This is a genomic window from Nocardia yamanashiensis (assembly GCF_021183565.1).
GTDB lineage: Bacteria > Actinomycetota > Actinomycetes > Mycobacteriales > Mycobacteriaceae > Nocardia > Nocardia yamanashiensis.
In genome coordinates, this window is the sequence record NZ_CP089226.1 from 1,113,683 (window position 1) to 1,139,995 (window position 26,313).

The following is a 26,313-nucleotide window of genomic DNA, read 5'->3' on the forward strand; positions in this document are numbered from 1 at the left end:
ACAGGAATCCCATGCTCGGATCCGCCGTGGGTGAAACCATGCCTTCCGCCGACGCTTTCGAACTCTCCGCCGCGCAACGCGGCATCTGGTTCGCGCAGCAGGTGGCCGGGGACACCCCGATTTCCATTGCGCAATACGTCGAATTCTCCGGCGACGTCGATATCGCGGTGCTGGCCCGCGCGGTCCGGCAAGCGGGAAGCGAATTCGGCACCGGCGGGCTGCGATTGGTCGAGACCGGCGGCGTCCCCTGCCAGGTGGTGGATCCGGGCCTCGATATCGACGTCGAGCTGGTGGATCTGGGTGGGCGGCCCGATGCCGATGCCGCCGCCCGCGCCTGGATGCGCGCGGAATACGCGGCACCGCTGGACCTGTACGCCGACCGGCTGATCAGGGTGGTGCTGCTGCGCTTGGACGAGGAATCCTGGTTCCTGTATTCGCGGATGCACCACATCGTCATCGATGGCGCCGGCGCAATGACCATGATGCAGCGCACCAGCGAAATCTACGACGCGATCAGTTCCGGTCAGGAAATCCCGGTCGCCCGGGCCGCCGCGCTGCGGGAAATCGTGGACGACGATCTCGCCTATCGCGATTCCAGCCGCATGCGATCGGACCGGGAGTACTGGCACGACCACCTCGCCGGGCTCGCCGAACCGGTGACCCTGGCCGGCCGCACCGGCGGGGTGGCCGCGCAACCCGCGCTCGTCTCCGGTGAGATACCCGCTGCCACAGCGGAATTGCTGGAGCGGATGGCGGCGGCGGAATCGAGCAGTATCGCGCCCATTGTGGTCGCCGCGTTCGCCGCCTATCTGGGCGCCATGACCGACGCCCGGGAGGAGACGCTGGGCCTGCCGGTCTCGGGCCGCACCACGGCGGCGCTGCGCCGCTCGGGCGGCATGGTCGCCAATGTGGTGCCGCTGCGCCTGGGCCGCGATCCGCGCATGACGGTCGGTGAGCTCATCGCCGCCACCCAGCGCGAACTGACCGGTGCGTTGCGCCGGCAGCGGTATCGCCAGGAGGACATCTTCCGGGACCTCGGGCACACCATGGATATCGCCACATCGTTCGGCCCGACGGTGAACCTGATGATGTTCGACAACCGGATTCACCTCGGCCCGGTGATCGGCCGCCTGCACGTGCTGATCTCCGGGCTGATCGACGACCTGTTCGTGAACGTGTACCCGGGCATCGGCGGGCAGAGCACGCACCTGGATCTGCAGGCGAATCCGAACCTGTACAGCGAAGCCGAGCTGAGCGCACATCACGAGCGTTTCCTGGCGTTCCTGGATCGGTTCCTGCGCGCGGGCGCGGCGGGCGCGCTGTCGCGGATACCGGTCACGACGGCCGAGGAACGCGCGGGCCTGGCGCCCGCACGGGGCGCGGCTTCCGCGCAGCCGCGTACCTTGCCCGAAATTCTCACGGCGGGAGCGCAATCGGATCCGGCGGCGACCGCGCTCGTCTCCGGCGCCGAGTCCCTGACCTACGCCGAGCTGGATGCCCGGTCGAATCGCCTGGCCCGGGTATTGCTGCGGCGCGGTATCGGCCGGGAACGGTTCGTGGTGCTCGCGATGACCCGCTCGATCGATTCGCAGGTCGCGTTATGGGCGGTCGCCAAGACCGGCGCGGCCTTCCTCCCGGTGGACCCGGATCACCCACTCGATCGCCTCGAACACGTCCTGTCGGATTCCCGGCCCGCGCTCGGAATCACGCTGCGCGACAACGCGGCTCGCCTGCCCGGCCTCGTCGATTGGCTCCTGCTCGATGACCCCGGAACTCTCCGCGACGTCGGCGAGCTGCCCGCGACACCGATCTCCGACCGCGAGCGCGGCGGCCCGATCCTGCCCGCCCAGATCGCCTATCTGATCTACACCTCCGGCTCCACCGGCAAACCCAAGGCGGTGCTGCTGAATCACCACGGCCTGGCGAATTTCCTTGCCGAGCACCGGGAAACGATGCGCCTGGATCGTCACGCGCGCGTCCTGCACGTCGCCTCGCCCGGCTTCGACGCCTCGGTCCTGGAGTCCCTCTTCGCTTTCGGCTGCGGCGCGACCCTGGTCATCGCCCCGTCGGACGCCTACAGCGGCAAGGAACTGGAGACCGTCCTGCGCGATCAACGGGTGTCGCACGCGCTGATCACCCCGTCGGTGCTCGCCACCATGCCTCCGCACGACCTGCCGCACCTGCGTAGTCTCGCGGTGGGCGGCGAGGCGGTGAGCGCGGATCTGGTCGCGCAATGGTCACCCGGCCGCCGCCTGGTCAACCTGTACGGACCTACTGAAACCACCATTGTCGCAACCGGATTCCCCGATCTCGGGCCGGATCGGCCCATTGCCCTGGGGCCGCCGGTCCGCGGTTTCGAGGCTCTCGTGCTGGACAGCTGGCTGCAACCGGTCCCGCCGGGCGTCACCGGCGAGCTCTATCTGGCGGGCCCCGCTCTGGCGCGCGGCTATCTGCGCCGGTTCGGCCTGACCGCCGGGCGCTTCGTCGCCAACCCGTACGGCGCTCCGGGTGAACGCATGTACCGAACCGGTGATCTCGTCCGCTGGACCGGCGGCGCGGAACCGCTGCTGGAGTATCGGGGCCGTTCCGATTTCCAGGTGAAGATCCGTGGTCAGCGCATCGAACTCGGCGAGATCGATGCCGTGCTCGCTGCCGCGCCCGGAGTGGAGTACGCCGTCACCCTCGGTGTGCGGACCCCCGCCGGCCAGCCCGCGCTCGCCTCCTACGTGGTGCCCGGTAGCACGGGGCCTGCTCCTGAAATCGGTTATCTACGTGCCTATCTGGCGCAGCAGCTGCCCGCCTACATGGTGCCCGCCGCGATCGTCATGGTCGACGAGGTGCCCCTGACCCCGGTCGGCAAGCTGGACCGCAAGGCACTGCCCGACCCCGTCTTCGCCGACGAGACGACCGAATACCGAGCCCCGGGCAGCCCGGTGGAACGCACCCTGGTCGAACTGTTCACCGAACTCCTCGGCCGGGAGCGGGTGGGCGTGGACGACTCCTTCTTCGCGATCGGCGGCGACAGCATCATCGCCCTCCAGCTGGTGTCGCGCGCCCGCGCGGCCGGACTGTCCTTCACCGCGCGCGACGTCTTCGACCACAAGACCGTGGCCGGATTGGCCGCCGTGGCGGCAACCATGGCACCCGAATCCGTAAGCGCCCCGGTCGAACCGTTCGCGCTGGTCCCGGAGTCGGCGGCCGATCTGGAGCGCCGGCGACGGGACTACCCGAACCTGACCGATGTGTGGCCGCTGTCGCCGCTGCAGCAGGGCATGTACTTCCACACCCAGTTCGATCCGGTCGTCGTCGACCGCTACCTGATCCAAACCCGCGCCGCGCTGGCCGGTTCCGTCGATGCCGCCCGGTTGCGCGCCGCCGCCCAGGCGGTGATCGACCGGCACGACAGCCTGCGCGTCGTCTTCCTCGATACCCCGGACGGACCGCGTCAGATCGTCCTCGATCACGCCGAAGTGGCTTGGCGCGAAGTGGATCTCGCCGAGCTGCCCGATCGTGCCCGTGACGCCGAGTTGCACCGGCTGGCCGGCGAGGACGCTCGCACCCGTTTCGATCTGACCCGACCGCCCCTGCTGCGCCTGACGCTCATCCATACCACCGCCGACACCTGGACGCTGCTCATCACCAGCCACCACCTCGTCCTCGACGGCTGGTCCATGCCGCTGCTGATCCGCGAACTCCTCACCGGATACCTCACCGGCCCCGCGGAACCGGCCGAAGCACCGCACTCCTACGCCGAATTCCTCGCCTGGCTGACGGCGAACGACAGCACCGGAATCGACACCTGGGCAGAGGTTTTGAACGGTGTGGACGCCGCCACGCTGGTCCTGCCCGCGCCACCCGAACCGGGCCCGATCGGTGCGGGCAGCGTCTCGACGGAGCTGCCCGCCGCGGTGACCGCCCAGCTGGAGTCGGTGGTGCGCAAAGCCGGGGCCACGGTCAATACCGCCCTGCAATTAGCTTGGTCGCTGCTGCTGTCGATGCAGACCGGCCGCACCGATGTGGTGTTCGGCGCAACGGTTTCCGGTCGTCCGCCGCAACTGCCCGGCGTCGAGGAAATGATCGGCTTGTTCATCAATACCCTGCCCGTGCGAGTCACGCTGGACCCCGCCGAACCCGTCACCGACGTGCTCGCCCGCATGCAGTCCGAACAGGTGCGGCTGCTCGATTGCCAGCACATCGGGCTCGCCGAGATCCATCGCGCGGTCGGTATGCCGGAACTGTTCGACACCATCACCGTCTACGAATCGGTGCCGATCGACCGGGAACGCCTCAACAGCGCACTCGACCGCGCCGGAATGCGGGTGCTGGAGGTCTCGGATATCGAGACAGCACCATATCCATTGAGCCTCAAGGTAGTTCCGGAGCCCGGCGCGGACGGCCACCACCGGCTGCGGATCGGCATCAACTACTGGACCTCACGCCTGGACGACCAACGCGCCGGGGCGCTGCTGGAGCGTTTCGTGCGCCTGCTCACCGGCATCGCCACGGCGCCCGGCCGGGCAGTCGGGCAGCTGTCCGGGGTCGCCGAGCAGGAAGCGGACTTGACGCCACTGCGCGGCGGAGCGGCTTCCGTCCCGCGCACGCTGCACGAAATCTTCACCGCCGGAGCGGCATTGAACCCCGACGCGGTCGCGATCGTCTCCGGTACGCACACCATGACCTACCGCGAATTGCGGGCGGAATCCGATCGCATCGCCCGGCTCCTGACCGCCGCCGGCGCAGGCCCGGAAACCTTGGTAGCACTGCTGCTCCCGCGCTCACCGGAGCTGATCGTCGCCGTCTGGGCGGTGGCCGCGGCCGGTGCGGCGTTCCTGCCGATCGATCCGGGGCAGCCCGCCGACCGCATCGCACTCGTGCTCGCGGATTCCGGTGCCACGCTGGGACTTACGGAATCCGCTCAGCGCGCTGCGCTGCCCGGCGGGGTGCACTGGCTCGAGCTCGACGATCCCAGCCTGACGGCCCCCGCCGGAATCGAACTCGCGCGGCCACGGCCGGACCAGGCCGCCTGGATGATCTACACCTCCGGTTCGACCGGCACCCCGAAGGGCGTCCTCATCTCCCAGCGCGGCATCGCCGATCTGGTTGTCTCCCAGCAGGATTCGTTCGGAGTGGACCAGCGCTCGCGGGTATTGCAGGTCGCCTCGCCCAGCTTCGACTCCTTCGTCTCCGAGCAGACCCTGGCCTTCGCGGGCGGGTCCACGGCGGTCGTCGCGCCCTCCGACGTCTACAGCGGTGACCAACTGGCCGAACTCTTGCGCACCCAGCACGTCACGCACGCCATCATCACCCCGTCCGTGGTGGCCACCATGAAACCGCAGGACCTGCCGGAGTTGCGATTCCTCGCCGTAGCGGGTGAAGCGGTGAGCGCCGACCTGGTGGCGCAATGGGCGCCGGGCCGGCGCCTGGTCAACCTCTACGGACCTACCGAAACCACCATCTGGGCCACCGGGCCCGCCGAACTCGCTGCGGGACAACCGGTCACGCTCGGGCAGCCGATCCGGGGCATGGCGGCGATGGTGCTCGACTCCTGGCTGCGCCCCGTGCCGCCGGGCGTCACCGGCGAACTGTATCTCGCCGGTCCGGCCCTGGCACGCGGCTATTCCGGGCGACCGGGCCGGACCGCGGACCGGTTCACCGCGAACCCGTTCGGCGCGCCCGGTGAACGCATGTACCGCACCGGAGACCTGGTGCGCTGGACCGCGGAGGCACACCCCCGCATCGAATACCAGGGCCGCACCGACTTCCAGGTGAAGATCCGCGGGCAGCGCATCGAACTCGGCGAGATCGACGCGACCCTCATCGACGCCCCCGGCGTGGAATTCGCGGTCACCCTCGGCGTACCCGGCCCGGCAGGCACACCCGCATTGGCCGCCTATGTGGTCCCCGCCCCCGGCTGCGCACCCACGGACCACGAGTTGCGGACCTACCTCGGCGAGCGCCTACCGGCGGTCATGGTGCCCTCGGCCTTCGTCATGGTCGACGCCATCCCCTTGACCCCGGTCGGCAAACTGGACCGCAAAGCGTTGCCCCACCCCGTGTTCACCGACGGTGCGGCCGTATTCCGGGAACCGGGCACACCGGTGGAGCAGACGCTCGCGGCGCTGTTCGCGGAACTGCTGGGCCGCGAGCGCATCGGCGTCGACGATTCGTTCTTCGCGCTCGGCGGCGACAGCATCATCGCCCTGCAACTGGTGTCCCGGGCGCGCACCGCCGGATTGGCGTTCACCGCGCGCGACGTGTTCGACCACAAGACGGTCGCGGGACTGGCGGCCGTCACCGAGGCGGCGGCGCACCCCGCGGCCGGGCCGATCGCACCCTTCAGCCTGGTTCCGGTGCCGGAGCTCGATCTGGAGCTGTGGCGGCTGGACTATCCGGGCCTGATCGACGTGTGGCCGCTGTCGCCGCTGCAACAGGGCATGTACTTCCACACCCGATTCGACCCGGACACCGTCGACCACTATCTGCTCCAGACCAAGGCCGAACTACGGGGCTCCATCGATGCCGCCCGATTGCGCGCCGCCGCACAGGGATTGGTGGACCGGCACGATATTCTGCGCGCGGGCTTCATCGAGACCGAGACCGGTCCGCGTCAGGTGGTCGTGGAAGCCGCCGATATCGGCTGGCGGGAAATCGATCTCACCGCGCACACCGATCAGGACCGAGCGCGTGAACTGGCGCGGCTGCTCGCGGAAGACGCCCGCACCCGGTTCGACCTCACCCAACCGCCGCTATTGCGGCTGACCTTGATCCACGCCACCCCCATGACCTGGACGGTCATCGTCACCAGCCACCACCTCGTCCTCGACGGCTGGTCCATGCCCTTGCTCATCCGCGAACTGCTCACCGGATACCTCACCGGCGCAGCGGATTCCGAAGCTCGGCGGCCCGCGCATTCGTACGCGGAGTTCCTGTCCTGGCTCGGCGACACGGGTGATTCCGCGCTCGCGGCCTGGACCGACGCCTTGCGCGGCATCGACGCGCCGACCCTGGTTTTCCCTGCGGCCGAACCGGTTTCGCCCACCCCGGGCACCCGGTCGACCGATCTGCCCGCGGAACTCACGGCCGCGCTGAACCGGGTGGCCGGAAACGCCGGCGCGACCGTGAACACCGCCTTGCAACTGGCCTGGTCGCTACTGCTGTCCACCCTGACCGGCCGCACCGACGTCGTGTTCGGCGCGACCGTCTCCGGGCGTCCCCCGCAGCTGCCCGGGGTGGAGGAGATGATCGGCCTGTTCATCAATACCCTGCCGGTACGGGTTACCCTCGATCCCGGCGAACGGATCTCGGATCTGCTGGCGCGCATGGTCGCCGAGCAGGCGCGACTGCTGGACCACCAGCACATCGGCCTGGCCGACATCCATCGCGCGGTGGATATGCCCGCACTGTTCGACACCATCACCGTCTACGAATCGGTGCCCGTCGACCGCGCCGGACTCGATACGGCCCTGGCCCGGGCGGGCATGGGGCTGATCGATATCGCCGACACCGAAGCCGCGCCGTACCCGTTGATTCTCAAGGTGACCCCGCTCCCGGGCGGCGACGGCGGCACCCTGCGGATCACCGTCAACCATTGGACCGAACAGCTCGACACCGAGGCCGCCGGGACGCTGCTGGAGCGATTCGTACGGCTGCTCACCGCCATCGCCACCGATCCGGAGCGCAGCCTCGCGCAACTGCCGGCCGCCACCGAATCCGAGCGGCGGCACCTCACACCCAGGCGCGGCGCCGACCCCACCTTACCGCTCACCCTGCACGAAATCCTCACCACCGGCGCGGGATTCGACCCGGAATCGACCGCCATCGTGGCCGGCGACCGAGCCATGACCTACGCCGAACTCGATGCCTGGTCCAACCGCTACGCCCGCATCCTGCTCCGGCACGGGGTCGGGCGGGAAGTGTTCGTGGTGCTCGCGCTGACCCGCTCACTGGAATCCCTGGTCGCACTGTGGGCGGTCGCCAAAACCGGCGCCGCGTTCCTGCCGGTCGACCCGAACCATCCCATCGACCGCATCGAACACGTCCTCACCGATTCGCGCGCGCCGATCGGAATCACCGTGCGCGAGATCGGCGATCAGCTGCCCGACACCGTCGACTGGCTGGTGCTCGACGAACTGCGCACGCTCCGGCACGCCATGACCGTGCCCGACGGGCCGGTGACCGACGCCGAACGCGGCGGGCCCATCACCCTGGAGCAGATCGCGTACCTGATCTACACCTCCGGCTCCACCGGCAAACCCAAAGCGGTGCTGCTCGAGCATCACGGCCTGGCGAATTTCGTCGCCGAGCAGATCAGCGCCATGCGCCTGGACCGGCATGCGCGAGTCCTGCACGTGGCCTCACCCGGATTCGACGCCTCCATCCTGGAAATGCTGTACGCCTTCGGTTCCGGCGCGACGCTCGCCGTCGCGCCACCGGACGCCTACAGCGGCGCCGATCTCACCGTCGTACTGCGCGACCAACGGGTGACGCACGCGTTCGTCACCCCGTCCGTACTGGCCACCCTGCAACCCGGCGACCTGCCCGAGGTGCGGCACCTGGCGGTCGGCGGGGAGCCGATCGGCGCGGATCTGGTGGCGCAGTGGGCGCCCGGACGGCATATGGTCAATCTCTACGGACCCACCGAAACCACAATCGTCGCAACCCGATCCGGCGAACTGGCGGCGGATGCGCCGGTCACGCTCGGCGGGCCCGTGCAGGGCAGCGACCTGCTCGTGCTGGACGCCTGGCTGCGGCCGGTGCCGGCGGGCGTGGTCGGTGAGCTGTACGTGACCGGGCCGTCGCTGGCACGCGGCTACTTCAATCGGTTCGGGCTGACGGCCGGGCGGTTCGTCGCGAATCCGTATGGCGCGCCGGGGGAACGGATGTATCGCACCGGCGATCTGGTGCGATGGACCGGCGACGCGGAACCGCAGCTGGAATATCAGGGGCGCGCCGACTTCCAGGTCAAGATTCGCGGGCAGCGCATCGAACTGGGCGAGATCGATGCGGTACTCGCCGCCGCGCCCGGGGTCGAATTCGCGGTCACGCTCGGCGTGCACACCCCCGCCGGGCAGCCCGCATTGGCCGCCTATGTGATGCCGTCGGCGGCCGGGCCGACGCCGCAGATCGCGCAATTGCGTGCGTATCTGGCCGAACGGCTGCCCGCGGTCATGGTGCCCGCCGCCTTCGTCATCGTCGATGCCATCCCCTTGACCCCGGTCGGCAAACTGGACCGCAAGGCGCTGCCCGAACCCGTGTTCGCCGATGACACCGTCGCCTATCGGGCGCCCGCCACGCCGGTGGAGAAGGAGCTCTCGGACCTGTTCGCCGAACTGCTCGGCCGGGATCGCATCGGCATCGACGATTCGTTCTTCGCGCTCGGCGGCGACAGCATCATCGCCCTGCAACTGGTATCCCGGGCGCGCGGGCGGGGCATCGCACTGACGCCCGCGCAGGTGTTCCGGCATCGCACCGTGGCGGCGCTGGCGGCATCGTCCGAGACCGGGTCCGGGGTTTCCGAATCCTCGGCACTGGGCTTGGACGTGCTGCTGCCCATTCGCGGCGGCGGTACGGAACCGGCCTTGTTCTGCGTGCACCCGGCGTCCGGAATCGCCTGGCCCTTCCTCGGATTCGCCGAACTGCTGCGCCCGGGACGGCCGATCTACGGGCTGCAGGCGCCCGAGCTGTCGGGGGAGGAGCCCATCGCGACCATTACCGGATTCGCCGAGCGCTACGCCCGCGAGATCCGGGCCGCGCAACCGGACGGCCCCTACCATCTGCTGGGATGGTCGTTCGGCGGCATCATCGCCCACGCTATCGCGGCGGTGCTGCGGGCCGACGGAGCCGAAGTCGGCGTGCTGGCGATGATGGACGCCGACGCCTCCAACGGGGCGCACGCCGATGCCGCGGCGACCGAAGAGCTCGCGGTCGGAGCGCTGCTCAACGAATTCGGTGAACTGTTCGGGCTTTCCGGCATCCCCGCGGATATCGGCGCCGAGGCGGCGGCCGGGCTGATCCGTGATCGGCTCGGGGCGCAGTCGCCGGTGACCGCGGAACTGCTGGAACGGCTCACCGGGTCCTACAATGCGGCCATCCGGCTCATGGACGGGTATCGAAGACCCCGGTTCGACGGCGACATCGTGTTCTTCCGTGCCACGCAAGGGGTTTCGCAGATCGCCGAACCGCAGGCCTGGAGGCCGCATGTCGGCGGGGAGATCACCGTGTACGACATCGACGCCGAACACAGTCGCATGACCGCGCCGGCCGCACTGTCCCGGATCGCGCGCCTGCTCGACCCGCACCTGACCACGCGACCGGGCGCGGACGCATGATGGGCGCGACGGGCGGCTCCGGCGGGGTGATCGTCGAGGGCATCGAGAAGGCGTTCGGTGGCGTATCCGCCTTGCGGGGCATCGATTTCGTGGCGGAACCGGGGGAGATCCTCGGCTTGCTCGGACCCAACGGGGCAGGCAAGACCACCACAGTCGACATCCTCTCCACGCTGCTCGCGCCCGACGGCGGCCGGGCGGCGGTGGCCGGGCACGATGTGGTGCGCGAGGCCGCCGCGGTCCGCCGGTCCATCATGCTGACCGGACAGTTCGCGGCACTCGACGGCATGCTGTCCGGGTACGAGAACCTCGTCCTGTTCGGCCGCCTCCAGGGATTGAGCAAACGGGACGCCCGGGCGCGCGCGGACGAACTCCTCGAGACCGTCGAACTCACCGAGGTGGGGACGCGGCGGGTCGGCACGTATTCCGGAGGGATGCGGCGGCGCATCGATATCGCCTGCGGTCTCGTCGTACGCCCGGAGGTGGTGTTCCTGGACGAACCCACCACGGGGCTGGATCCGCGCAGCCGGCAAGGGGTTTGGGATCTGGTGCGGACCTTCCGCGACGACGGCATCACCACGCTGCTCACCACCCAGTACCTGGAAGAGGCCGACGCGCTGTGCGACCGCATCGTGGTGATCGACCACGGGGCGGTCGTCGCCGAGGGCACCGCCGACGAGCTCAAGGCGCGCACCGGATCCAGCTATTGCGAGATCGTCCCGCTGCACGCGCAGGAACTCGCGATCATGCAGGCGGTACTGGAACCTATTGCGCCACAGCGGCATTCCGCACCCGGAGCGGATATCGACCGGCTGACCGTGCCCGCACCGGACGGTGCGAAAACGGTCGCCGAGGTACTGCGCCTGCTCGACAGCGCGGGCATCGAACTGGCCGATATCGCGTTGCGGCGGCCATCGCTCGACGATGTATTCCTCTCTCTCACAGCCAGTCCCGGCAAACATGCCGCTCCCGATCCCGGCGCCGCACGCAAGAAGGTGCATCCGTGACCGCCGCGGTTCGCTTCGATCCGGTGCGCGCCACACCGGACGCGATCCGGCAATGGTGGGCGCTGAGCGGGCGGCTCGTCGTACCCGCCGTGCGCTCCGGTGAAGTACTGACCTCGGTGATCGCCCCGGCCGTGTTCACCGCCGGGTTCTACATCCCGCTGAACATCGTGATGTCCTTCGCCGGAACGGGTTACAGCAGCTACGCGCAATTCATGATGCCGCTGGTGATCCTGCAGGCGAGCGCCTTCACCGCCATCTCGGCCGCCATGCGCGCCGCCACCGACGCGGTCTCGGGACTGGACCGCCGCTTCCACACCATGCCGATCGGGCCGCTGGTGCCGGTGGCCGCCCGCATGTCCGGATCCTTCCTGCGCTTGTGCATCGCCCTGACCGCGGCCCTGGTCTGCGGGCACGTGATCGGCTTCCGGTTCCGGCTCGATGCCGCGCACACGCTCGGATTCGTGGTGTTCGCGCTGTGCGTCGGCATGGTGTTCACCCTGGCCGCCGATGTCGTCGGCACGGCATCGCGGAGCCCGGAATCGATCACCCAGATCCTCGGGCTGCCGCCACTGATCCTCGGGCTGCTCTCCACCGGCCTGGCGCCCGCGAGCCAATTCCCGGAGTGGATACAGCCTTTCGTGCGCAATCAGCCGGTCTCCCAGTTCGCCGCCGTACTGCGCGCACTGGCCGGTGACAGCGGCGGCGGCGCGCCCGTCCTCACCCTCGGACTGATCACGCCCGCCCTGCTCTGGATCGCGGCGATCGCCCTGCTCTGCCTGCCCCTGGCGTGGCGGCTGAACATCCGGAGCGCCGCATGACAATGCTGCTGCGCGACACCATGATCCAGACCCAGCGGCTACTGCTGCGCTGGACCCGCCACCCGGTCACCCTGCTGGAAACCCTGGTCATCCCGTGCCTGCTGCTGTTCGTCCTCGACACCGTGATCGGCTCCCAGGTCAGCCGATTCTCCGGGCACAGCGCCCTTTACGGCTCGGTCCCCATGGTCGCCGTGATCGGCGCGCTCTCCGGTGCTGTGGCGAGCGGCGCCATGCTGTGGCGTGAACGCGAAGCCGGTCTGCTCGCCAGATTCTGGATCCTGCCCGTGCACCGCGCCTCGGGCCCGGCCGCCCGGGTACTGGCCGAAGGCACCCGAATCCTGCTGGGCACCTTGATGATCGTGGCCTTCGGCTATCTGCTCGGCTTCCGTTTCCAGCAGGGCGCGCTGCCCGCCCTCGCCTTCGTGCTGATCCCCGTCCTGCTCGGTCTCGGCTTCGCCACCGTGGTCACCGCCATCGCCGCCCTCGCGCCCAAAGCCACACTGGTGGAAAGCATGACGATCCTGACCTCGCTGCTGATGTTCTTCAGCACCGGCTTCGTCCCGCTCGAGGCGTACCCGCGCTGGATCCGCCCCGTCGTCGAACATCAGCCGATCTCGGTCACCGTCGAAGCCATGCGCGCACTGTCCGAAGGCGGCCCCCTCGCCCGCCCGCTCACCCTGAGCTTCGCCTGGTCGCTGACGGCCCTGTGTCTCTTCGCCGTCCCGGCCGTCCTCGGCTACCGCCGCGCAAGCCGCTGCCATCCCGCCCCGGCCTGAGCCGGCGCGCGGCTCGCGCTGTCACGCCGGCTGGGCCCGGTAGCGCCGATCAGCTGACCAGGGTCAGGAACTCCTCGAGGCTGATCCGCTGATCCCCGTCCAGGTCGGCCTTCGCCAGAATCGACAGTGCGGCCTGCTTGGCGGCCTCGGACGAGAAGCCGTACGCCTGCACCGCCTGCGTGTACTCCTCGACGGTCAGATACCCGTCCCCGTTGACGTCGACCTTCTCGAAAACCGCCTTGGCTTCCGCCACCGTGAACCCGCCCATTCCCACTCCTCCATCATGTTTCGCACCGTATACAGCCCCAGGAGTATCGCAGAGACGCCGAGACTGCAGCGGCCGGATCCGCGCGGTAATCCGCACCATGAGTTTAGTGTGACGGGAGGTAGCAGAAACTGATCGGGTGTGACACGCTGAAGCCGTATTGCTGCGACCAATGAAGGTGCGGGTGTCGACGATGACCGATGTATCCGATCGTGAGCCGGACGGCGTGTGGAGCGATCCGGGCCGGATCGCCGTGTTCCGGCGGGGTGAGCTGGTCTTTCCGGTGCGGGATACCGGGCCGCTCGACGGGGAACCGGTGCTGCTGCTGCACGGCTGGCCGCAGGACTCGCGGAGCTGGGCCGAGGTCGCGGAGTTGCTGAATCAGGCCGGATACCGGACGTTCGCGCCGGATCTGCGCGGGGCGAGCAAAAGCGCGGCGCCGCGGCGGCGGTGGGCGTACCGGCTCGACGAGGTCGCCGCCGATGTGGTGGCGATGGTCGAGCAGATCGGGCGGCCGGTGCACGTGGCAGGGCACGACTGGGGCGCGGCGGCGGCCTGGGCGGCGGCCACCACCGGTCATAGCGGAATAGCCTCGCTGACAGCGCTTTCGGTGCCGCATCCGGGGGCATTCGTGCGGGCGATGCTCACCACCCGGCAGGGCCTGGCGTCGTGGTACATGTACGTTTTCCAGTTGCCGGTGCTGCCGGAATACATCCTGCGGACCGAGCTGTTCCGGCGGCTGCTGCGGCAGACGGGGCAGCCCGCGGAAGTGGCGCGGCGGGACTCGGATCGCCTGCGGGACAAGGTGATCGCGCGCGGCGGCTTGAACTGGTACCGGGGCATGCTGCTGTCCTCGCCGCGTTTCCTGCGCGGGCGCGTGCGCGTGCCGGTGCTGCAGGTGTGGAGTGACGGCGACACCGCGGTCCTCGAACACGGCCCCCGCCGCTCGGGCCGATACGTCGACGCGCCGTTCCGGTTCGAAGTGGTTCCCGGCGTATCGCATTGGCTGCCCGACGAAGCGCCCGGTCAGGTGGTGCAACTCCTGACCGGGCACTTCGCGGCGATCGACGGGGACAGCTGAACGAATGCCGTTCAGTCGGCGAAGGCTTCGCGCAGCTTCGCCTCCTGCTCGGCCGAGAGATTGCTCGCGATCAACTGCCCGTGCTGCCCGGCCACCCGGTCGTGGACGCGGTCGGCGACGGCGCCCGAGGTGAGGGCAAACAGCGCCGAAGTGCCCGGCGTGACTTCCTTTTTCACCCGGTCGATGAAGTCGTCGTTGATGCCGACATCGGTGAGCGCCCCGCCGATGGCCCCGCCGAGCGCGCCGAAAGCGGCGCCCAGCAGCGGCACGAAGAACAGCAGCCCGAACAGCATCCCCCAGAAAGCGCCGTTCAGTGCGCCGAAGCCGGTGACATTGTTGAGCTGGCGGGTCTTCGGCTTCTTCGCGCCCGCCGGCCAGGTCACCAGGGCCGCATCGTGGACGGTGATGAGTTCCTCGGACTGGAGTTCCTTCAGGGTGTGCAGTGCGGTCTCGGCTCCGGTTTCGGAGGGGAACTTCCAAACGGTCAGGGTGCCTGCCATATTCGTGATTCCTTTCGACGGGATTATCGAGACGGGTCAGCCGAGCAGCTGGGCCTTGGCCGCGGCGAACTCCGCATCGGTGAGCGCGCCCGAGGCGTGCAGCTTGCCGAGCTGTTCGAGGCGGGACACCAGATCCTCGGCCGGGGGAGCGGGTGGCGAGATCGGTTGCGGCGGCGGGGAATAGACGGCCTGCTGCTGCTCGGCGTACGCCTGCTGTTCGGCGGCGCGCTGCTCGGAGCGGCGATTCACGGCGTTCGCGGTGGCGCTGGCGGTACCCGCGACCACGGCGGTACGGGCCACGGTGCCGATCAAGCCGGGGCGGCCGAAACGGGCTCTGCGAAGAATCATGTGCGGCAACCTTTCCTACGATGACGCCAGGGCGGCGTCCAGGGCATCGCGGTCGACCTGGACGTGGAGAATGACATCGCCGTCGGCCCGGCGAACGGTGTCGGCGAGGCTGCGGGCCCAGGTCTCCTCGTACACGACCACCACGGCGGAGGTGCCCGCGCGCATGGTGGAGCGGATCGGTTCGAGGTCGGAATCGCTGACCAGCTCGCGGCCGTTGCCGGTGAGCCCGGTGAGGCCGAGTTCGTCCAGCGGCTCGTCGAAATCGATCTCGGTGATGTAGCCGTTGGCGTCCTTGGACAGGAACACCAGGTCGAGCACCGTCACATACCCTCGATCGACCACGTCCCGCAGCGCGGCCCGCACGCTCACATCGAGCTGGGTACCGGGAAATCCGATCACCACCAGCTCCACGGGCCCGAGATTCGAAGTTGTTTGCGCCATGCGGTGATGCTCGCGGCGCCGGCCCGGGCGCGCCTCACCCACCGGGGGTGAGGTCGGGTGCGCGGCCGTCGCCCTAGGGTGAGCGAATGAGCGCCCGATGGCCGGTTTTCGAATCGCTGCAGGGTTATCGCACGACGTGGCTGCGGCCCGACGTGCTGGCGGGACTGACGGTGTGGGCGGTGCTGGTGCCCGAAGCGCTGGCCTACGCCACCATCGCCGGGGTGCCGCCGGTGACCGGGTTGTACGCGGCGGTGCCGGCGCTGGTGCTGTACGCGCTGGCGGGCAGTTCCCGGCACCTGGTGGTCGGGCCGATGTCGGCGACCGCGGCCCTGTCGGCCGCCATCATCACGCCGCTGGCGGGCAGCGATTCGGGGCGCTACCTGGCGCTCTCGACGGGGCTGGCGATTGCCACGGGCGTCCTGGGGTTGCTGGCCGGGCTGATCCGGCTGGGTTTCGTGGCGGCGTTCATCTCCGAGCCGGTGCTGAAGGGGTTCATCGTCGGGCTGGCGCTGACCATCATCATCGGGCAGGTGCCGAAACTGCTCGGCATCGACAAGCATTCCGGCAATTTCTTCGAACAGGCGTGGGGTGTGCTCACCCACCTCGGTGAAACGCAATGGCGCACAGCGCTTGTCGGCGCGGTCGGTCTGGCCGTCGTGGTCGGGCTGAAGCGGTGGCTGCCACTGGTGCCCGGCTCGCTGCTGGCGGTGCTGCTGGGCATTCTCGCGGTGCGGCTGCTGCATCTGGACGAGCACGGCGTCGCGATCGTCGGCCACATCGACGCCGGCCTGCCCGCCCTCGGCCTCCCGGGCGGGGTGAGCTTCCACGACTACATCGATCTGCTCGGCCCCGCGGTCGGCGTGCTGCTGATCGGGTTCGCGGAAGGGCTCGGCGCGGCCAAAACCTATGCGGCCAAAGCCGGTTACGACATCGACCCCAACCGGGAACTGTTCGGCATGGGCGCGGCCAATCTGGGATCGGGGCTGGCCTCGGGCATGGTCGTCAACGGCAGCCTCTCCAAGACCGCCGTGAACGGTTCCGCCGGTGCGCGCACCCAGCTCAGCGGCCTGGTGGTCGCCGCGCTCACCGTGCTGACCCTGCTGTTCCTGACCGGACTGTTCGAGAAGCTGCCCGAAGCGACGCTGGCCGGGGTGGTGATCGCCGCGGTGATCGAACTCGTCGATTTCGCCGCGCTGCGACGCCTTTACGGCGTCTGGACCGCCCGGCTGGGCAGTATTTACGGCCGCGCCGCCCGCGCCGATTTCACCGCCGCCCTCGCCGCCATGCTCGGCGTGCTGCTGTTCGACACCCTGCCCGGCTTGCTCATCGGCATCGGAATCTCCATGGTGCTCTTGGTGTATCGCGCCTCTCAGCCGCATGTGGCCGCCCTCGCCCGGCACGGCACGCTGTGGCTGGACGCCGAACAACACCCCGACCTGCCGCGCCGCGACGACCTGCTGGTGGTGCGGGTGGAATCCGGGCTGTTCTTCGCCAATGCCGATTACGTCCGCGAGCGGATCGAGCAGCTGTGCACCGATCGCACCCGCCTGGTCGTGCTCGACGCCGAAACCTCGCCGAGCATCGACGTCAGCGCCGCCGAAATGCTCGATCAGCTACGAGACAGCTTGGCGCGCAAACGGATCGACTTCCGTATCGCTCGCTCCGTCGGCCAGTTCGGCGACGCCCTGCGCAGCGCCGACCGCGGCGACCGGTCCATCCGGGTGTATCCCACCGTGGCCGCCGCGACCGCCGATCTGGAGCACTGATTCCGTTCAGGCAGCCAGGGCCTTGGCCTTCAGCTGATCGAACTCCTGCTGGGTGATGGTGCCCTCGGCCAGCAGCAGCTGGGCTTGGGCGATCTGCGCCGAGGGGTTGGTTCCGGCTGTTTGCTGAATGTATGCGGCTTGGGCGTCCCGGATCTGCTTGGCCTGCGCGGTGGAGCGTTCCTGCATGCCTTTGCCGCGGGCGACGAGGTAGACCAGGGAGGTGAGGATCGGCAGGAAGATGAGGAATACGATCCACACCGCTTTCATCCAGCCGGAGGTGGCGTCATCGCGGAACAGGTCGCCGATTATGTAGAACAGCAACAGCAGATACGCGATGAAGGCGAAGCTCACGATAATCAGCCAGAGCACTTCCCAGAACGACATTTTCCTACCTCCGTGGTGTCGGTTGCGGAGCGGTACTGATCAATGCGCTGACCCAGCGCGTCGACGGATCGATATCCAGCAGAACGGCTTTCGGTAACAGGGTGAGCGGGACGGCGCCGAGCGCGCCGAGCACTCGGGCCCAGCAGATCGGCGACAGGAAGGTGATCGTCACGCTGAGGCCGACCGCGTCGCCCGAGCCGGTGCCGGGCGTCGCATCGGAGGCCATCGCCGTGTCTCCCTTCGGGACGGCCGCGTGGGCGACACGGCTCACGGCGAGTATTCGCCGGTGGCGCGGGGATGACCATCGCCCGATTCGGGTGAGCCCGGGAAAAAGATCCTCCGGCTTTCACAATTCGAGTAGTTTGCTCCGCTAAACTCCGGGATCGAGCGCGGTAGAAGTTCGTCGATGGAAATCGGGAGGGGCGATGACGGAAGCACACGATCTCGAATTCCTGGAAAGACGGTGGAATTCGCTGTCCGATGACGCGGGAATTCCACGCTTGGCATTCGCGCCGATTCCCCGGCGGCATCTGCTGGACGAGCTGGACGCGGTGGCGGAAACCCCGGATGGCAGTGTGCTGCTTGTTCGCTCGCCGGTCGGAACCGGGAAAACGGCGGTACTCGCGCAATGGGCGGCGCGTGCTCGGCGGCAGCGCGGTGCGCGTCGGCGGGTCGCCTGGCTCACGGTGGATCAGCAGTCGCCGGCGACGCTCTGGCAGCAGCTGCGCACCCGGCTGGGGTTCGTGAATCCCGCGCACGGCCCGTTCGACACGCCGCTCGCGGCAGCGGACGCACTCGCCGCGGCCCTGGCCGAATGCGGGGAGCGGGCCCTGATCGTCCTCGACGACGCGCACCTGATCACCGACCCGCCGACGCTGGCCGCCGTCGAACACTTCCTGTTGCACGCGCCGCCGACCGTCATGATCGTGGTGGCCGGGCGCTTCGAACCGCCCATCCGCTGGCATCTGCTGGAACTGTCCGCACGGCTGCGGCGCTGGGGCGCGATCGATCTGGCGTTCTCGGCCGCGGAAACCCGGCGGCTGTGCGGCGATCAGGGCTGCGAACTAGAGGACGCCGAACTGGCCACACTGCTGGAGCTCACCCGCGGCTGGCCTGCACTGGTCCGGCTGTCCGTCGTGTATCTGACCGCGCGGCAGGACGATTCGGCCGCCGCGCTCACCGCCCTGGCCCGGCTGCCCGCCTCGATCGCGGACCTGCTGGCCGCCGAGCTGATCGATACCCTGTCCCCGGACCTGCGCATGTTCCTCACCTACACCAGCGTCCCGGCCGAATTCACCGAACAGCTCGCCGACGAACTGGTCGGCGGCGGGGCCGGGCATCGGCTCCAGGAACTGGAACGGTCGAACTTTCCGCTCACCTCGGTGGTGCGCGGCACCGAGATCCGGTTCGCCTACCACCCGATGCTGCGCGCCTACTTCCGCGCCGAACTCGATCGGCTCGGCCCGGACCTGGCCGCGGAACTGCATCTGCGGACCTCACTGCACCTGCAATCCACGCGGGAACCGGAGGCCGCGCTGCCGCATGTGCTCGCCATGCCGAATCGGCAACCGCTGCTGGCATTCCTGCGCGAGCACGCGCTGCACCTGACCATCAGCGGGCACGGCGCCAGCCTGTTCGAAGCGCTGACGGCCATCGATCCGGCCCTGCCCGCGGATCCGTACCTGCGGTGGCTGCGCGTGGTCGACGCCCTGGTCCACGGTGACACCGGCGCGGCGCGAGCCCATTTCGAGGCCATGCGCGAGCGCCCGGACGACCAGGAATCCCTCGCGAGCGCCGAAATGCGCACCGCCCTGGCCGCCGCGGTCACCTGCGAACTGGCGGTCACCACGGGACTCGCCCTGGACGACCGATTCGTCGCCGACGCCCTGCCCGCCACCGGGCATGCCGATCTCGACGGGTACGCGCGCATCGAGACCGCCACCGCCCTGGTCGTGCGCGGTGAACTCGCGGCGGGGGAGGAGCGGCTGCGGCAGGGCCTGGCGGTGGCCGAGCTGAGCGCGCAACCGCGGCTGCGCGTGCGCGCCCTCACCCGGCTCAGCGTGTCCGCCGCGCTCGCGGGCGCCGTGACCACCACCCGGCAGCGCGCCGGGCACGCGCTCGAACTGGCGCGCACGCATGCGCTGCTGGACACCCCGGAAGCCGTGCAGGCCACCGCCCTCGCCGCCTTCGGCGCCTACGTGCAGGGCGATCCGGCCGAAAACGAGGCCATCGCACGGACTCTCGCCGAGCACACGCTGCTGGACGGTTCGCTCGGCGCGACCGGCGGCTGGCAGGCCCATCTGATCGGCAGCCTGGTCGCCTTCGACACCGCCGACAACAAGATCGACGCGGCGGATCGCCTGCGCCACAGCTTCGCTCGCGTCCTGGACACCAGCCCGGTCCCGGCCACCAGCGCCGGGCTCATCGCCCTGGTGGTGTGGCCGCTGCTGCGCGTACGCGAAACCTACGAGGCGCAACTGCTGATCGAACAGAGCCGCACCGCACTCGGCGATTCCCCCGAAATCGCCATTGCCCGAGCCGCTCTCGCCGAAACCGCGCATCGCTCGCGCGGCGTGCTCGAACTCGTCGACCCGGTGCTGGAGGAGACGGTGCCGCTGCATCCGGTGCATCGGGTGACCGCCTGGCTACTGCACGCGGCCGCCCATCACGCGCTCGGCGATGTCACCCGCGCCCGCGACGGCGTGGAGCACGGCCTGCGGCAGGCCGCCGCCGAACGCATCGCCCGCCCCTTCCTGGAAGTGCCCGGCGCCCTGACCCTGCTGGACCGCTTCACCGGCAGCTTCGGCCGCTACGACGCCCTCGCCACCCGCCTGCGCCACCACCCCCTGGCCCGCCGCCGCACCGGCCACCCGGCCCTGACCGGCACCGAACTGAAAGTGCTGCGCCAGTTGCCCTCCGGCCGCACCATGCAGCAGATCGCCGACGACCTCGGCGTCTCGATCAACACCGTCAAAACCCACCTGCGCGCCATCTACGCCAAACTCGGCACCAACTCGCGCGTGGCGGTCCTCGGCGCCGCCCGCAGCAGCGGACTGCTGTGAACCGGACGCCCGCGAAAACCTCGGCCCCGCTGTGGATTCCAGGTGGCCGCCGGTCCCGTGGCCGGTGATCGCGAGCTAAGTCGCGTCGAGCACGCTCACGGCGACGCCGTAGGGGAGGAAGCGGACGCGGCGGGTGGCGTCGGTGTTGTCGCGATGGGCGCGCAGGGCTTCGAGTTCATTGGGGAAGACCTGGTCCACCCGGGCGCTGCCGTCGGCGTCGAGGGTGTAGATGGCCCAGACCCCGCTGCCGGATTCACCGGCGGTATCGCCTTCCGGTTTGGCCGTTCTGGGGCTTTCGGGCTGGGTGAACTGGGTGAGCAGACCGGCCAGGGTATTGAGACTGGTGCGGTCCACGTACTGGGCGGCCTTGCCGAGCAGGTCACGCATTTCGATGCCCGCCTCGCGCAGGGCGCGTTCGAAGTCCTCGGGGTCGATCCCGAACGGTCCGTTGGTTGCCATCGCATCTTCTCCCGCAACTGATTCGGCGCTACCGACCAGTGTCCTCGCGGGAGCCGAGCCGCGCCACGCCGACTGAAAACGGGGTGGGCGGTCGTCCGGATCGGTCGGCGTGGCGCGCCGACACTCGGGCATGATCGAGGATTCTCGCGAACTTGTGGCAACCTATCCGGTGCTTCAGCGAAGGCTGGGATTGTGGATCGAGGAGCGGTGTATGGCGAAAATGGGTAGGCGGAAGCGGTCCAGGCTCATCACGCAGGGGCTGCTGACTTCCGGCAAGACGCGGCCGCAGGAGGCCGTGCGGGCGCCGGCGGAACCGGTCGTCGCGCAGGCGGAAGCGGCCGAGGCGGCGGCCCCGGCGGCGGCCGCACCCGCGCAGGCCGCCGCGGCGGTCTCGGGAGAGCCGGACATCAAGGCGCTGTCCGAGCGCGTGAAGGCGCGGCGGAAGGAAAACGGCTGGACGCAGGCCGATGTGGCGCGCAAGGGCGGCCCGGCCGCCGGGGCAATCAGCCAGATCGAACGCTGCCTGATGGAATCCCCGGCCGAGGACGTGCTGGCCAAGCTGGACACCGCACTGGAATGGCCGGCGGGTACCGCCGAGGGCATTCTGCGCGGTGCGGAGTCCGAACTGGTCGGCGCCGCGGGCTGAGCGGAGACGGCCAGGCCCCGGCCGGAATTCCGGCCGGGGCCTCGGGTATCGCCGCGGTCGAATTGCTACGTGTGTGCCGCACCGTCGATGCGGATCTCGGTGCCGCTGATGAACCGGCCGTCGTCGGACACCAGCATGGCGATGACGCCCGCCACGTTCTCCGGCCCGGCCAGTTCCTCCGGATTGTCCTGCGGCAGTACGGCGATCAGCCGGCCGAACAGCGACCAGTCCGAATCCTGCGGCAGATAGCCGGGGGTGGCGTCGGTGATGCCGGACTTGATGCCGCCGGGCGCGACGCTCACCGCGCGCAGCCCCCGCTTGCCGTACTCCAGGGCCAGCACATGGGTCAGCGTCTGGACGCCGCCCTTGCTCGCCGAGTACGCGGCCATGTACGGGTGCGCGAAATTGGCCGAGGTGGAAGAGAAATTGACGACCGTGCTGCGCGGGTTGGCCAGCAGCGCGGGCAGTGCCTCCCGGATCACCAGGAAGGTGCCGGTGAGGTTCACATTGATGATCTGATTCCACAGATCCAGCGACGTCTCGTGGGTGTGCGCCGCGCGCAGGATGCCCGCCGCGTTCACCAATGCGTCCAGCCCGCCGAGCGATTCGACGGCGCTCGCCACGCCCGCGACCACGTCGGACTCCGAGCCGATGTTCATTTCGAGGGTGGTGAGCCGGCCGTCGGTGCCCGCCTCGGCGGCCTGCTTGCGGGTCAGTTCCAGGCCCTCGGCATTGACGTCGGCGCCGGCGACGATCGCGCCCTCGGACAGCAGACGGAGAACGGTGGCCTGGCCGATGCCGGATCCGGCGCCGGTGACCAGAATGCGGCGCTGCTCGAGACGGTTCATGGATCTCTTCCTGATCGGTGGAACTAGTTAATGACACAGTATGCCAAAAATGGCACGGCGCGCCATGAAATCTTTCGGCCTCGGTAAGGTGCCCGGGTGAGCAGCGAGCGAAATCGCGCCGGGCGGCCGGCGCTCAGCGAGACCCGCCGCGCCGCCACCCGCCGCGAAGTGGCGATGGTCGCGGCGCATCTGTTCATCGAAAACGGCTATGCCGCAACGACGGTCGAGGAGATCGCGGCCGCCGCCGGCATGGGATTGCGTACTTTCTACCGCTATTTCGCGGGCAAGGAGGATGTGGTCGCGCCGCTGCTGGCCATCGGCACCCAGGCCTGGGCGGACGAACTGGCCGCCTGCCCGCCCGAACTCCCGTTGCGCGAGGCCCTGAGCCGTTCCTACCGCGCCGCCACCGCGGGCACCCTGGCCGCCGAGGGCATCGCCGAGACCCGGCTGCGCCCGCTGGTCCGGGCCGCCACCCAGCTGCCCGCGCTGCGCGCCACCTGGCTGCGCGTCCAGCACGATTGCGAAACCCAGCTCATTCCCATTATCGCGGCCCGCACCGGCCGGCCCGCCGACGATCTCGATGTCGCGCTCGCCGCCGCCATGGCCAATACGGCGGTCCGGCTGGCGACCGAACTGTGGGCGGCCGCCGACACGCCGAACTCCGCCGCCGACGTGGTCGACGCCTGCCTGGCCCGGATCACCTCGGCCTGGTGAGTCCCATCACCCGCCGACGGCGGCTACCACGGGCAATCCGCGCGTACCGGCACGCCGGAGGTGTGAACCGGACCGATAACGGGCACCCGTTGGGCAGGGTTGAGCAGTCTGCCCAGTCTCGCGCTTGATCTACGAGGCGATTCGTCGGCGCACCGCCGTTGCGGGCGCCACGCCATGGGCCGAGGTCCTGATCATGACCGAATTCCGATCCGCCAGCCGGGTGACCGGTAATGGCACCACCCCCACCTGCGCCATCGCCGGCGACATCGATATCCGGACCGTCGACGAGTTCCGGGCGGCGCTCGGCGTCGCCCTGCGCTCGGGGGAGCCCGCCATCGTCGATCTGTCCCGGATCACCTTCTTCGGCGTCGCGGGCCTGCGCGCGCTGGTGGATGCGCGCGATTACGCCGCCGCGCACCATATTTCGCTGTGGATCATCGGGTCGCACTGTGTCGAGCGGCTGCTCGCCGTCGCGGGCCTGTCCGATGATTTCGGCATGCTGTGACCGCCGCCGGAGCGGGCCCGAGCGCCCGCTCCCGCAGCTCGCGCAGCACGCGGGCCAGGATGCGCGAGATCTGCATCTGCGAAATGCCCAGCACCGCAGCGATTTCCGTCTGCGTCTTGTCCTGGCCGTAGCGCATGACCAGGATGGTGCGCTCGCGCTCGGGCAGCTCCGCCAGCAGCGGCCCGGCGGTGATCGAGTCCTCGATCAGGTCGTAGCCGGGATCCGCGGCCGCCAGACCGTCCACCGGCGCCAGGGGCTTGTCGCCCTCGTCGTCGAAAGCCGCTCGGGTGTCCAGGGATTCGGTGGTGTAACTGTTCGCGGCGATCAGCGCCTGGGTGATCTCGGTCAGCTCCGCGCCGGTCGCCTCGGCCAGTTCGCGCGCGGTGGGCTGCCGGCCCAGCCGTTGCGACAGATCGGGGATGACAGTGGTCAGCCGCTGCTGTAGTTCCTTGAGCCGTCGCGGCACTCGCACCGCCCAGGTGCTGTCACGGAAGTAGCGTTTGACCTCGCCCATGATGGTCGGAATGGCGTACGCCAGGAAGGTCGCGCCATTGCTGGGATCGAACCGGTCGACCGCCAGCACCACGCCGACCGCCGCGATCTGGTTCAGATCCTCGAAGTCCACCCCGCGTCCGGCATAACGCCGCGCGATGTGCTCACCGAGCGGCAGGCAGCGGCCGATGACCTCGTTCCGCAGGCGCGCGTACTCGGCGCTGTCGGCGTCCAGACTTGCGAGCTTGTCCAGCCAAGGCTCGATATTGTCGTACGAATCGCCGCCACGGCGGCGTCCGCTCGCAGGTCCGGGCCGGGCTTCGGGTTCACTGGGCATGTCGACTTCCTCAACCGTGGCAATGAAATTCGCGTACTGCGGCCGATACCCAGTAGTCACGGAAGAAAACCCGCCGCGTCCGCTCAATCCTTGCCGAGCGCGTGCGCGAGCTGGGATTTCGTCATCTTGGACCGGCCTTCGATATTGCGCTGGCGGGCCTCGTTGTAGAGCTGATCGCGGGTCAGGCCCTTGGGTCCGCGCCGCCCGGAGCGCTGTCCGCCCCGCTGCTGCGGCGACTTGTCCTGCACCGAGCTGCGGCTGGCGGTCTTGGTCTGCCCCGCCTGGGCCCGGTTCTTGTTCACCGTCCGCGCGGCGATCTCCTCGGCGCGGTCGGTGCTCTCGCCGCGCTCCTTGGCCGAATCCTTGATGTGCTGGTACTGCCGCTCCTGCTTCCGCGTCCATTCCTTCGGCATGACGTGCCTCCTGATGGTTGTGCCGGATATCGCGGCGGTACCCGCCGCACGGCCCGGCAAACTCGCAGCCATACGGGCCCGGAAAACCCGAGTTTCCGCCGGTCACGGGCGGGTATGCCGGGGAAGCGCGGAGGTGGGCCCATGGTACGGCGACGGATAACCGGTCCGACGGAGCTGCCCGGGCGGCGCTGGGGCGAAGTGGCGAAGCGGGTACTGCTCGCGGTCTGGACGAACCGGCTCACCGATTGGGCGGCGGCGCTGACGTATTACAGCGTGCTGTCGCTGTTTCCGGCGCTGCTGGTGCTGATCGCGGTGCTCGGGCTGCTCGGTCCCGGCGCGACCGATTCGCTGATCGCCACGGTGCGCGAGATCGGGCCGGGCAACGGGACCGCGCTGGTGGTCGACGGCATCGAACGCTTGCAGGATGCCCGATCCTATTCCGGCCCAATGGCGTTCGTCGGGCTGGGCACCGCCGTATGGACCTCCTCCGGGTACATCGGCGCGTTCATCCGGGCCGCGAATTCGCTGTACGAGGTGGACGAGGGGCGCTCGATCTGGAAGACGCTGCCGCTGCAGCTCGGTCTCACGCTCGCGACGGTGTCCGTCGTCGGGGTCTCGGCGGTGGGCGTGCTGTTCACCGGGCGGCTGGCGGCGCGCGCCGGGGAGTGGCTCGGGGCGGGGGATACCGCGGTGCGATTGTGGGGCTTGCTGAAATGGCCGGTGCTGGCCCTGCTGGTGAGCCTGGTGTGCGCGCTGCTGTATTGGGCGGCGCCGAACGTGCGCCAGCCCGGATTTCGCTGGCTCACCCCGGGTAGCGCGCTCGCGGTGCTGGTGTGGGCCGCGGCGTCGGCCGGATTCACCGTGTACGTGACGCATTTCGGGTCCTTCAACCAGGTGTACGGGTCGCTGGGCGGTGCGGTGGTCTTCCTGATCTGGTTGTGGCTGACGAATCTGGCGGTCCTGCTCGGTGCGGCCTTCGACGCCGAGCTGGTGCGTGGCCGCGGCCTCGAGGAAGGACAGGACGCCGACCAGCCGCCGTTCCTGCCGCCGCGCGAGGAACCGGAGGAGACGGATTAGGACGCGCGGGCGGTGCGTCATGCGATCCGGGGCCGCCGTGTGGTCTTCG

The 26,313-nt window shown here is 69.4% G+C and carries 20 protein-coding genes and 1 pseudogene; 11 read left to right on the top strand and 10 right to left on the bottom strand.

The annotated features are described in order from the left end of the window. Positions 1 to 38: 38 nt before the first annotated feature. Genes LTV02_RS05275 through LTV02_RS05290 form a run of 4 tightly spaced genes read left to right on the top strand, consistent with a single transcriptional unit; the run spans position 39 to position 12,926 of the window. Complete coding sequence (locus LTV02_RS05275; RefSeq protein ID WP_233038779.1) at positions 39 to 10,328, top strand: non-ribosomal peptide synthetase; 10,290 nt, start codon at positions 39 to 41, stop codon at positions 10,326 to 10,328. Beyond that, entirely contained in the window at positions 10,325 to 11,332 is a 1,008-nt protein-coding gene (locus LTV02_RS05280; RefSeq protein WP_269821608.1) for an ATP-binding cassette domain-containing protein, read from the top strand. The genes LTV02_RS05275 and LTV02_RS05280 overlap by 4 nt, the downstream gene beginning before the upstream one ends. After that, positions 11,329 to 12,150, top strand: a complete 822-nt coding sequence (locus LTV02_RS05285) for an ABC transporter permease (RefSeq protein ID WP_233038780.1) — start codon at positions 11,329 to 11,331, stop codon at positions 12,148 to 12,150. The genes LTV02_RS05280 and LTV02_RS05285 overlap by 4 nt, the downstream gene beginning before the upstream one ends. Then, positions 12,147 to 12,926: an ABC transporter permease gene (locus tag LTV02_RS05290; protein WP_233038781.1), complete on the top strand. Its 780-nt coding sequence runs from the start codon at positions 12,147 to 12,149 to the stop codon at positions 12,924 to 12,926. Before LTV02_RS05285 ends, LTV02_RS05290 begins: the two co-directional genes overlap by 4 nt. A 49-nt stretch (positions 12,927 to 12,975) precedes the next feature. Here the strand turns inward: LTV02_RS05290 and LTV02_RS05295 are convergent, their stop codons facing one another. Further along, positions 12,976 to 13,194 carry an EF-hand domain-containing protein gene (locus tag LTV02_RS05295; RefSeq protein WP_067722495.1) on the bottom strand — a complete coding sequence of 73 codons (219 nt, stop codon included), beginning with the start codon at positions 13,192 to 13,194 and terminating at the stop codon, positions 12,976 to 12,978. A 190-nt stretch (positions 13,195 to 13,384) separates the two neighbouring features. Here LTV02_RS05295 and LTV02_RS05300 point away from each other — a divergent pair, with 190 nt between their 5' ends. Then, on the top strand, positions 13,385 to 14,272 hold the full coding sequence (locus LTV02_RS05300; RefSeq protein WP_233038782.1) for an alpha/beta fold hydrolase: 888 nt from the start codon (positions 13,385 to 13,387) through the stop codon (positions 14,270 to 14,272). Between the two features lie 11 nt (positions 14,273 to 14,283). On the opposite strand, the gene LTV02_RS05305 is transcribed toward LTV02_RS05300, so the two are convergent. The 3 genes from LTV02_RS05305 to LTV02_RS05315 are packed head-to-tail and all read right to left on the bottom strand — an operon-like array spanning position 14,284 to position 15,561. Further along, a complete protein-coding gene (locus LTV02_RS05305; protein WP_233038783.1) occupies positions 14,284 to 14,772 on the bottom strand; it encodes a DUF1269 domain-containing protein in 489 nt (162 codons plus the stop codon). Positions 14,773 to 14,808: 36 nt separating this feature from the next. Further along, on the bottom strand, positions 14,809 to 15,120 hold the full coding sequence (locus LTV02_RS05310; protein ID WP_067722501.1) for an SHOCT domain-containing protein: 312 nt from the start codon (positions 15,118 to 15,120) through the stop codon (positions 14,809 to 14,811). Between the two features lie 15 nt (positions 15,121 to 15,135). Next, positions 15,136 to 15,561: a DUF6325 family protein gene (locus tag LTV02_RS05315; RefSeq protein ID WP_067722530.1), complete on the bottom strand. Its 426-nt coding sequence runs from the start codon at positions 15,559 to 15,561 to the stop codon at positions 15,136 to 15,138. Positions 15,562 to 15,647: 86 nt separating this feature from the next. On the opposite strand from LTV02_RS05315, the gene LTV02_RS05320 reads away from it, so the two are divergent. Further along, the gene (locus LTV02_RS05320; RefSeq protein WP_233038784.1) at positions 15,648 to 17,327 is read left to right on the top strand and encodes a SulP family inorganic anion transporter; all 1,680 of its coding nucleotides are present in this window, start codon (positions 15,648 to 15,650) and stop codon (positions 17,325 to 17,327) included. A gap of 6 nt (positions 17,328 to 17,333) precedes the next feature. On the opposite strand, the gene LTV02_RS05325 is transcribed toward LTV02_RS05320, so the two are convergent. Together LTV02_RS05325 and LTV02_RS05330 are read right to left on the bottom strand one after the other, a co-directional pair. Next, positions 17,334 to 17,711 (bottom strand): SHOCT domain-containing protein, encoded by a 378-nt coding sequence (locus LTV02_RS05325; protein WP_233038785.1) that lies wholly within the window; start codon positions 17,709 to 17,711, stop codon positions 17,334 to 17,336. Between the two features lie 4 nt (positions 17,712 to 17,715). After that, positions 17,716 to 17,904, bottom strand: a pseudogene (locus LTV02_RS05330) (AI-2E family transporter); the annotation flags it as partial. A 232-nt stretch (positions 17,905 to 18,136) separates the two neighbouring features. On the opposite strand from LTV02_RS05330, the gene LTV02_RS05335 reads away from it, so the two are divergent. Further along, positions 18,137 to 20,773, top strand: a complete 2,637-nt coding sequence (locus tag LTV02_RS05335; protein WP_233038786.1) for a LuxR C-terminal-related transcriptional regulator — start codon at positions 18,137 to 18,139, stop codon at positions 20,771 to 20,773. Positions 20,774 to 20,848: 75 nt separating this feature from the next. Here the strand turns inward: LTV02_RS05335 and LTV02_RS05340 are convergent, their stop codons facing one another. Further along, positions 20,849 to 21,232, bottom strand: a complete 384-nt coding sequence (locus LTV02_RS05340) for a hypothetical protein (RefSeq protein WP_067722511.1) — start codon at positions 21,230 to 21,232, stop codon at positions 20,849 to 20,851. A 211-nt stretch (positions 21,233 to 21,443) separates the two neighbouring features. Here LTV02_RS05340 and LTV02_RS05345 point away from each other — a divergent pair, with 211 nt between their 5' ends. Then, complete coding sequence (locus tag LTV02_RS05345; RefSeq protein ID WP_233038787.1) at positions 21,444 to 21,878, top strand: helix-turn-helix domain-containing protein; 435 nt, start codon at positions 21,444 to 21,446, stop codon at positions 21,876 to 21,878. Positions 21,879 to 21,943: 65 nt separating this feature from the next. Here LTV02_RS05345 and LTV02_RS05350 read toward each other — a convergent pair whose 3' ends face one another. Beyond that, entirely contained in the window at positions 21,944 to 22,726 is a 783-nt protein-coding gene (locus tag LTV02_RS05350; protein ID WP_233038788.1) for an SDR family NAD(P)-dependent oxidoreductase, read from the bottom strand. Positions 22,727 to 22,822: 96 nt separating this feature from the next. On the opposite strand from LTV02_RS05350, the gene LTV02_RS05355 reads away from it, so the two are divergent. Together LTV02_RS05355 and LTV02_RS05360 are read left to right on the top strand one after the other, a co-directional pair. Beyond that, positions 22,823 to 23,440 carry a TetR family transcriptional regulator gene (locus LTV02_RS05355; protein WP_067722517.1) on the top strand — a complete coding sequence of 206 codons (618 nt, stop codon included), beginning with the start codon at positions 22,823 to 22,825 and terminating at the stop codon, positions 23,438 to 23,440. A 193-nt stretch (positions 23,441 to 23,633) separates the two neighbouring features. Next, entirely contained in the window at positions 23,634 to 23,945 is a 312-nt protein-coding gene (locus LTV02_RS05360) for an STAS domain-containing protein (RefSeq protein WP_233038789.1), read from the top strand. Here LTV02_RS05360 and LTV02_RS05365 read toward each other — a convergent pair. Both LTV02_RS05365 and LTV02_RS05370 read right to left on the bottom strand, forming a co-directional pair. After that, positions 23,875 to 24,774 carry a SigB/SigF/SigG family RNA polymerase sigma factor gene (locus LTV02_RS05365; RefSeq protein ID WP_233038790.1) on the bottom strand — a complete coding sequence of 300 codons (900 nt, stop codon included), beginning with the start codon at positions 24,772 to 24,774 and terminating at the stop codon, positions 23,875 to 23,877. The genes LTV02_RS05360 and LTV02_RS05365 overlap by 71 nt on opposite strands. Before the next feature lie 83 nt (positions 24,775 to 24,857). Then, positions 24,858 to 25,187, bottom strand: coding sequence for a plasmid stabilization protein (locus LTV02_RS05370; RefSeq protein WP_067722521.1), 330 nt, complete (start codon positions 25,185 to 25,187; stop codon positions 24,858 to 24,860). Positions 25,188 to 25,328: 141 nt separating this feature from the next. On the opposite strand from LTV02_RS05370, the gene LTV02_RS05375 reads away from it, so the two are divergent. Then, positions 25,329 to 26,264 (top strand): YihY/virulence factor BrkB family protein, encoded by a 936-nt coding sequence (locus tag LTV02_RS05375; protein WP_233038791.1) that lies wholly within the window; start codon positions 25,329 to 25,331, stop codon positions 26,262 to 26,264. Positions 26,265 to 26,313 lie beyond the last annotated feature (49 nt).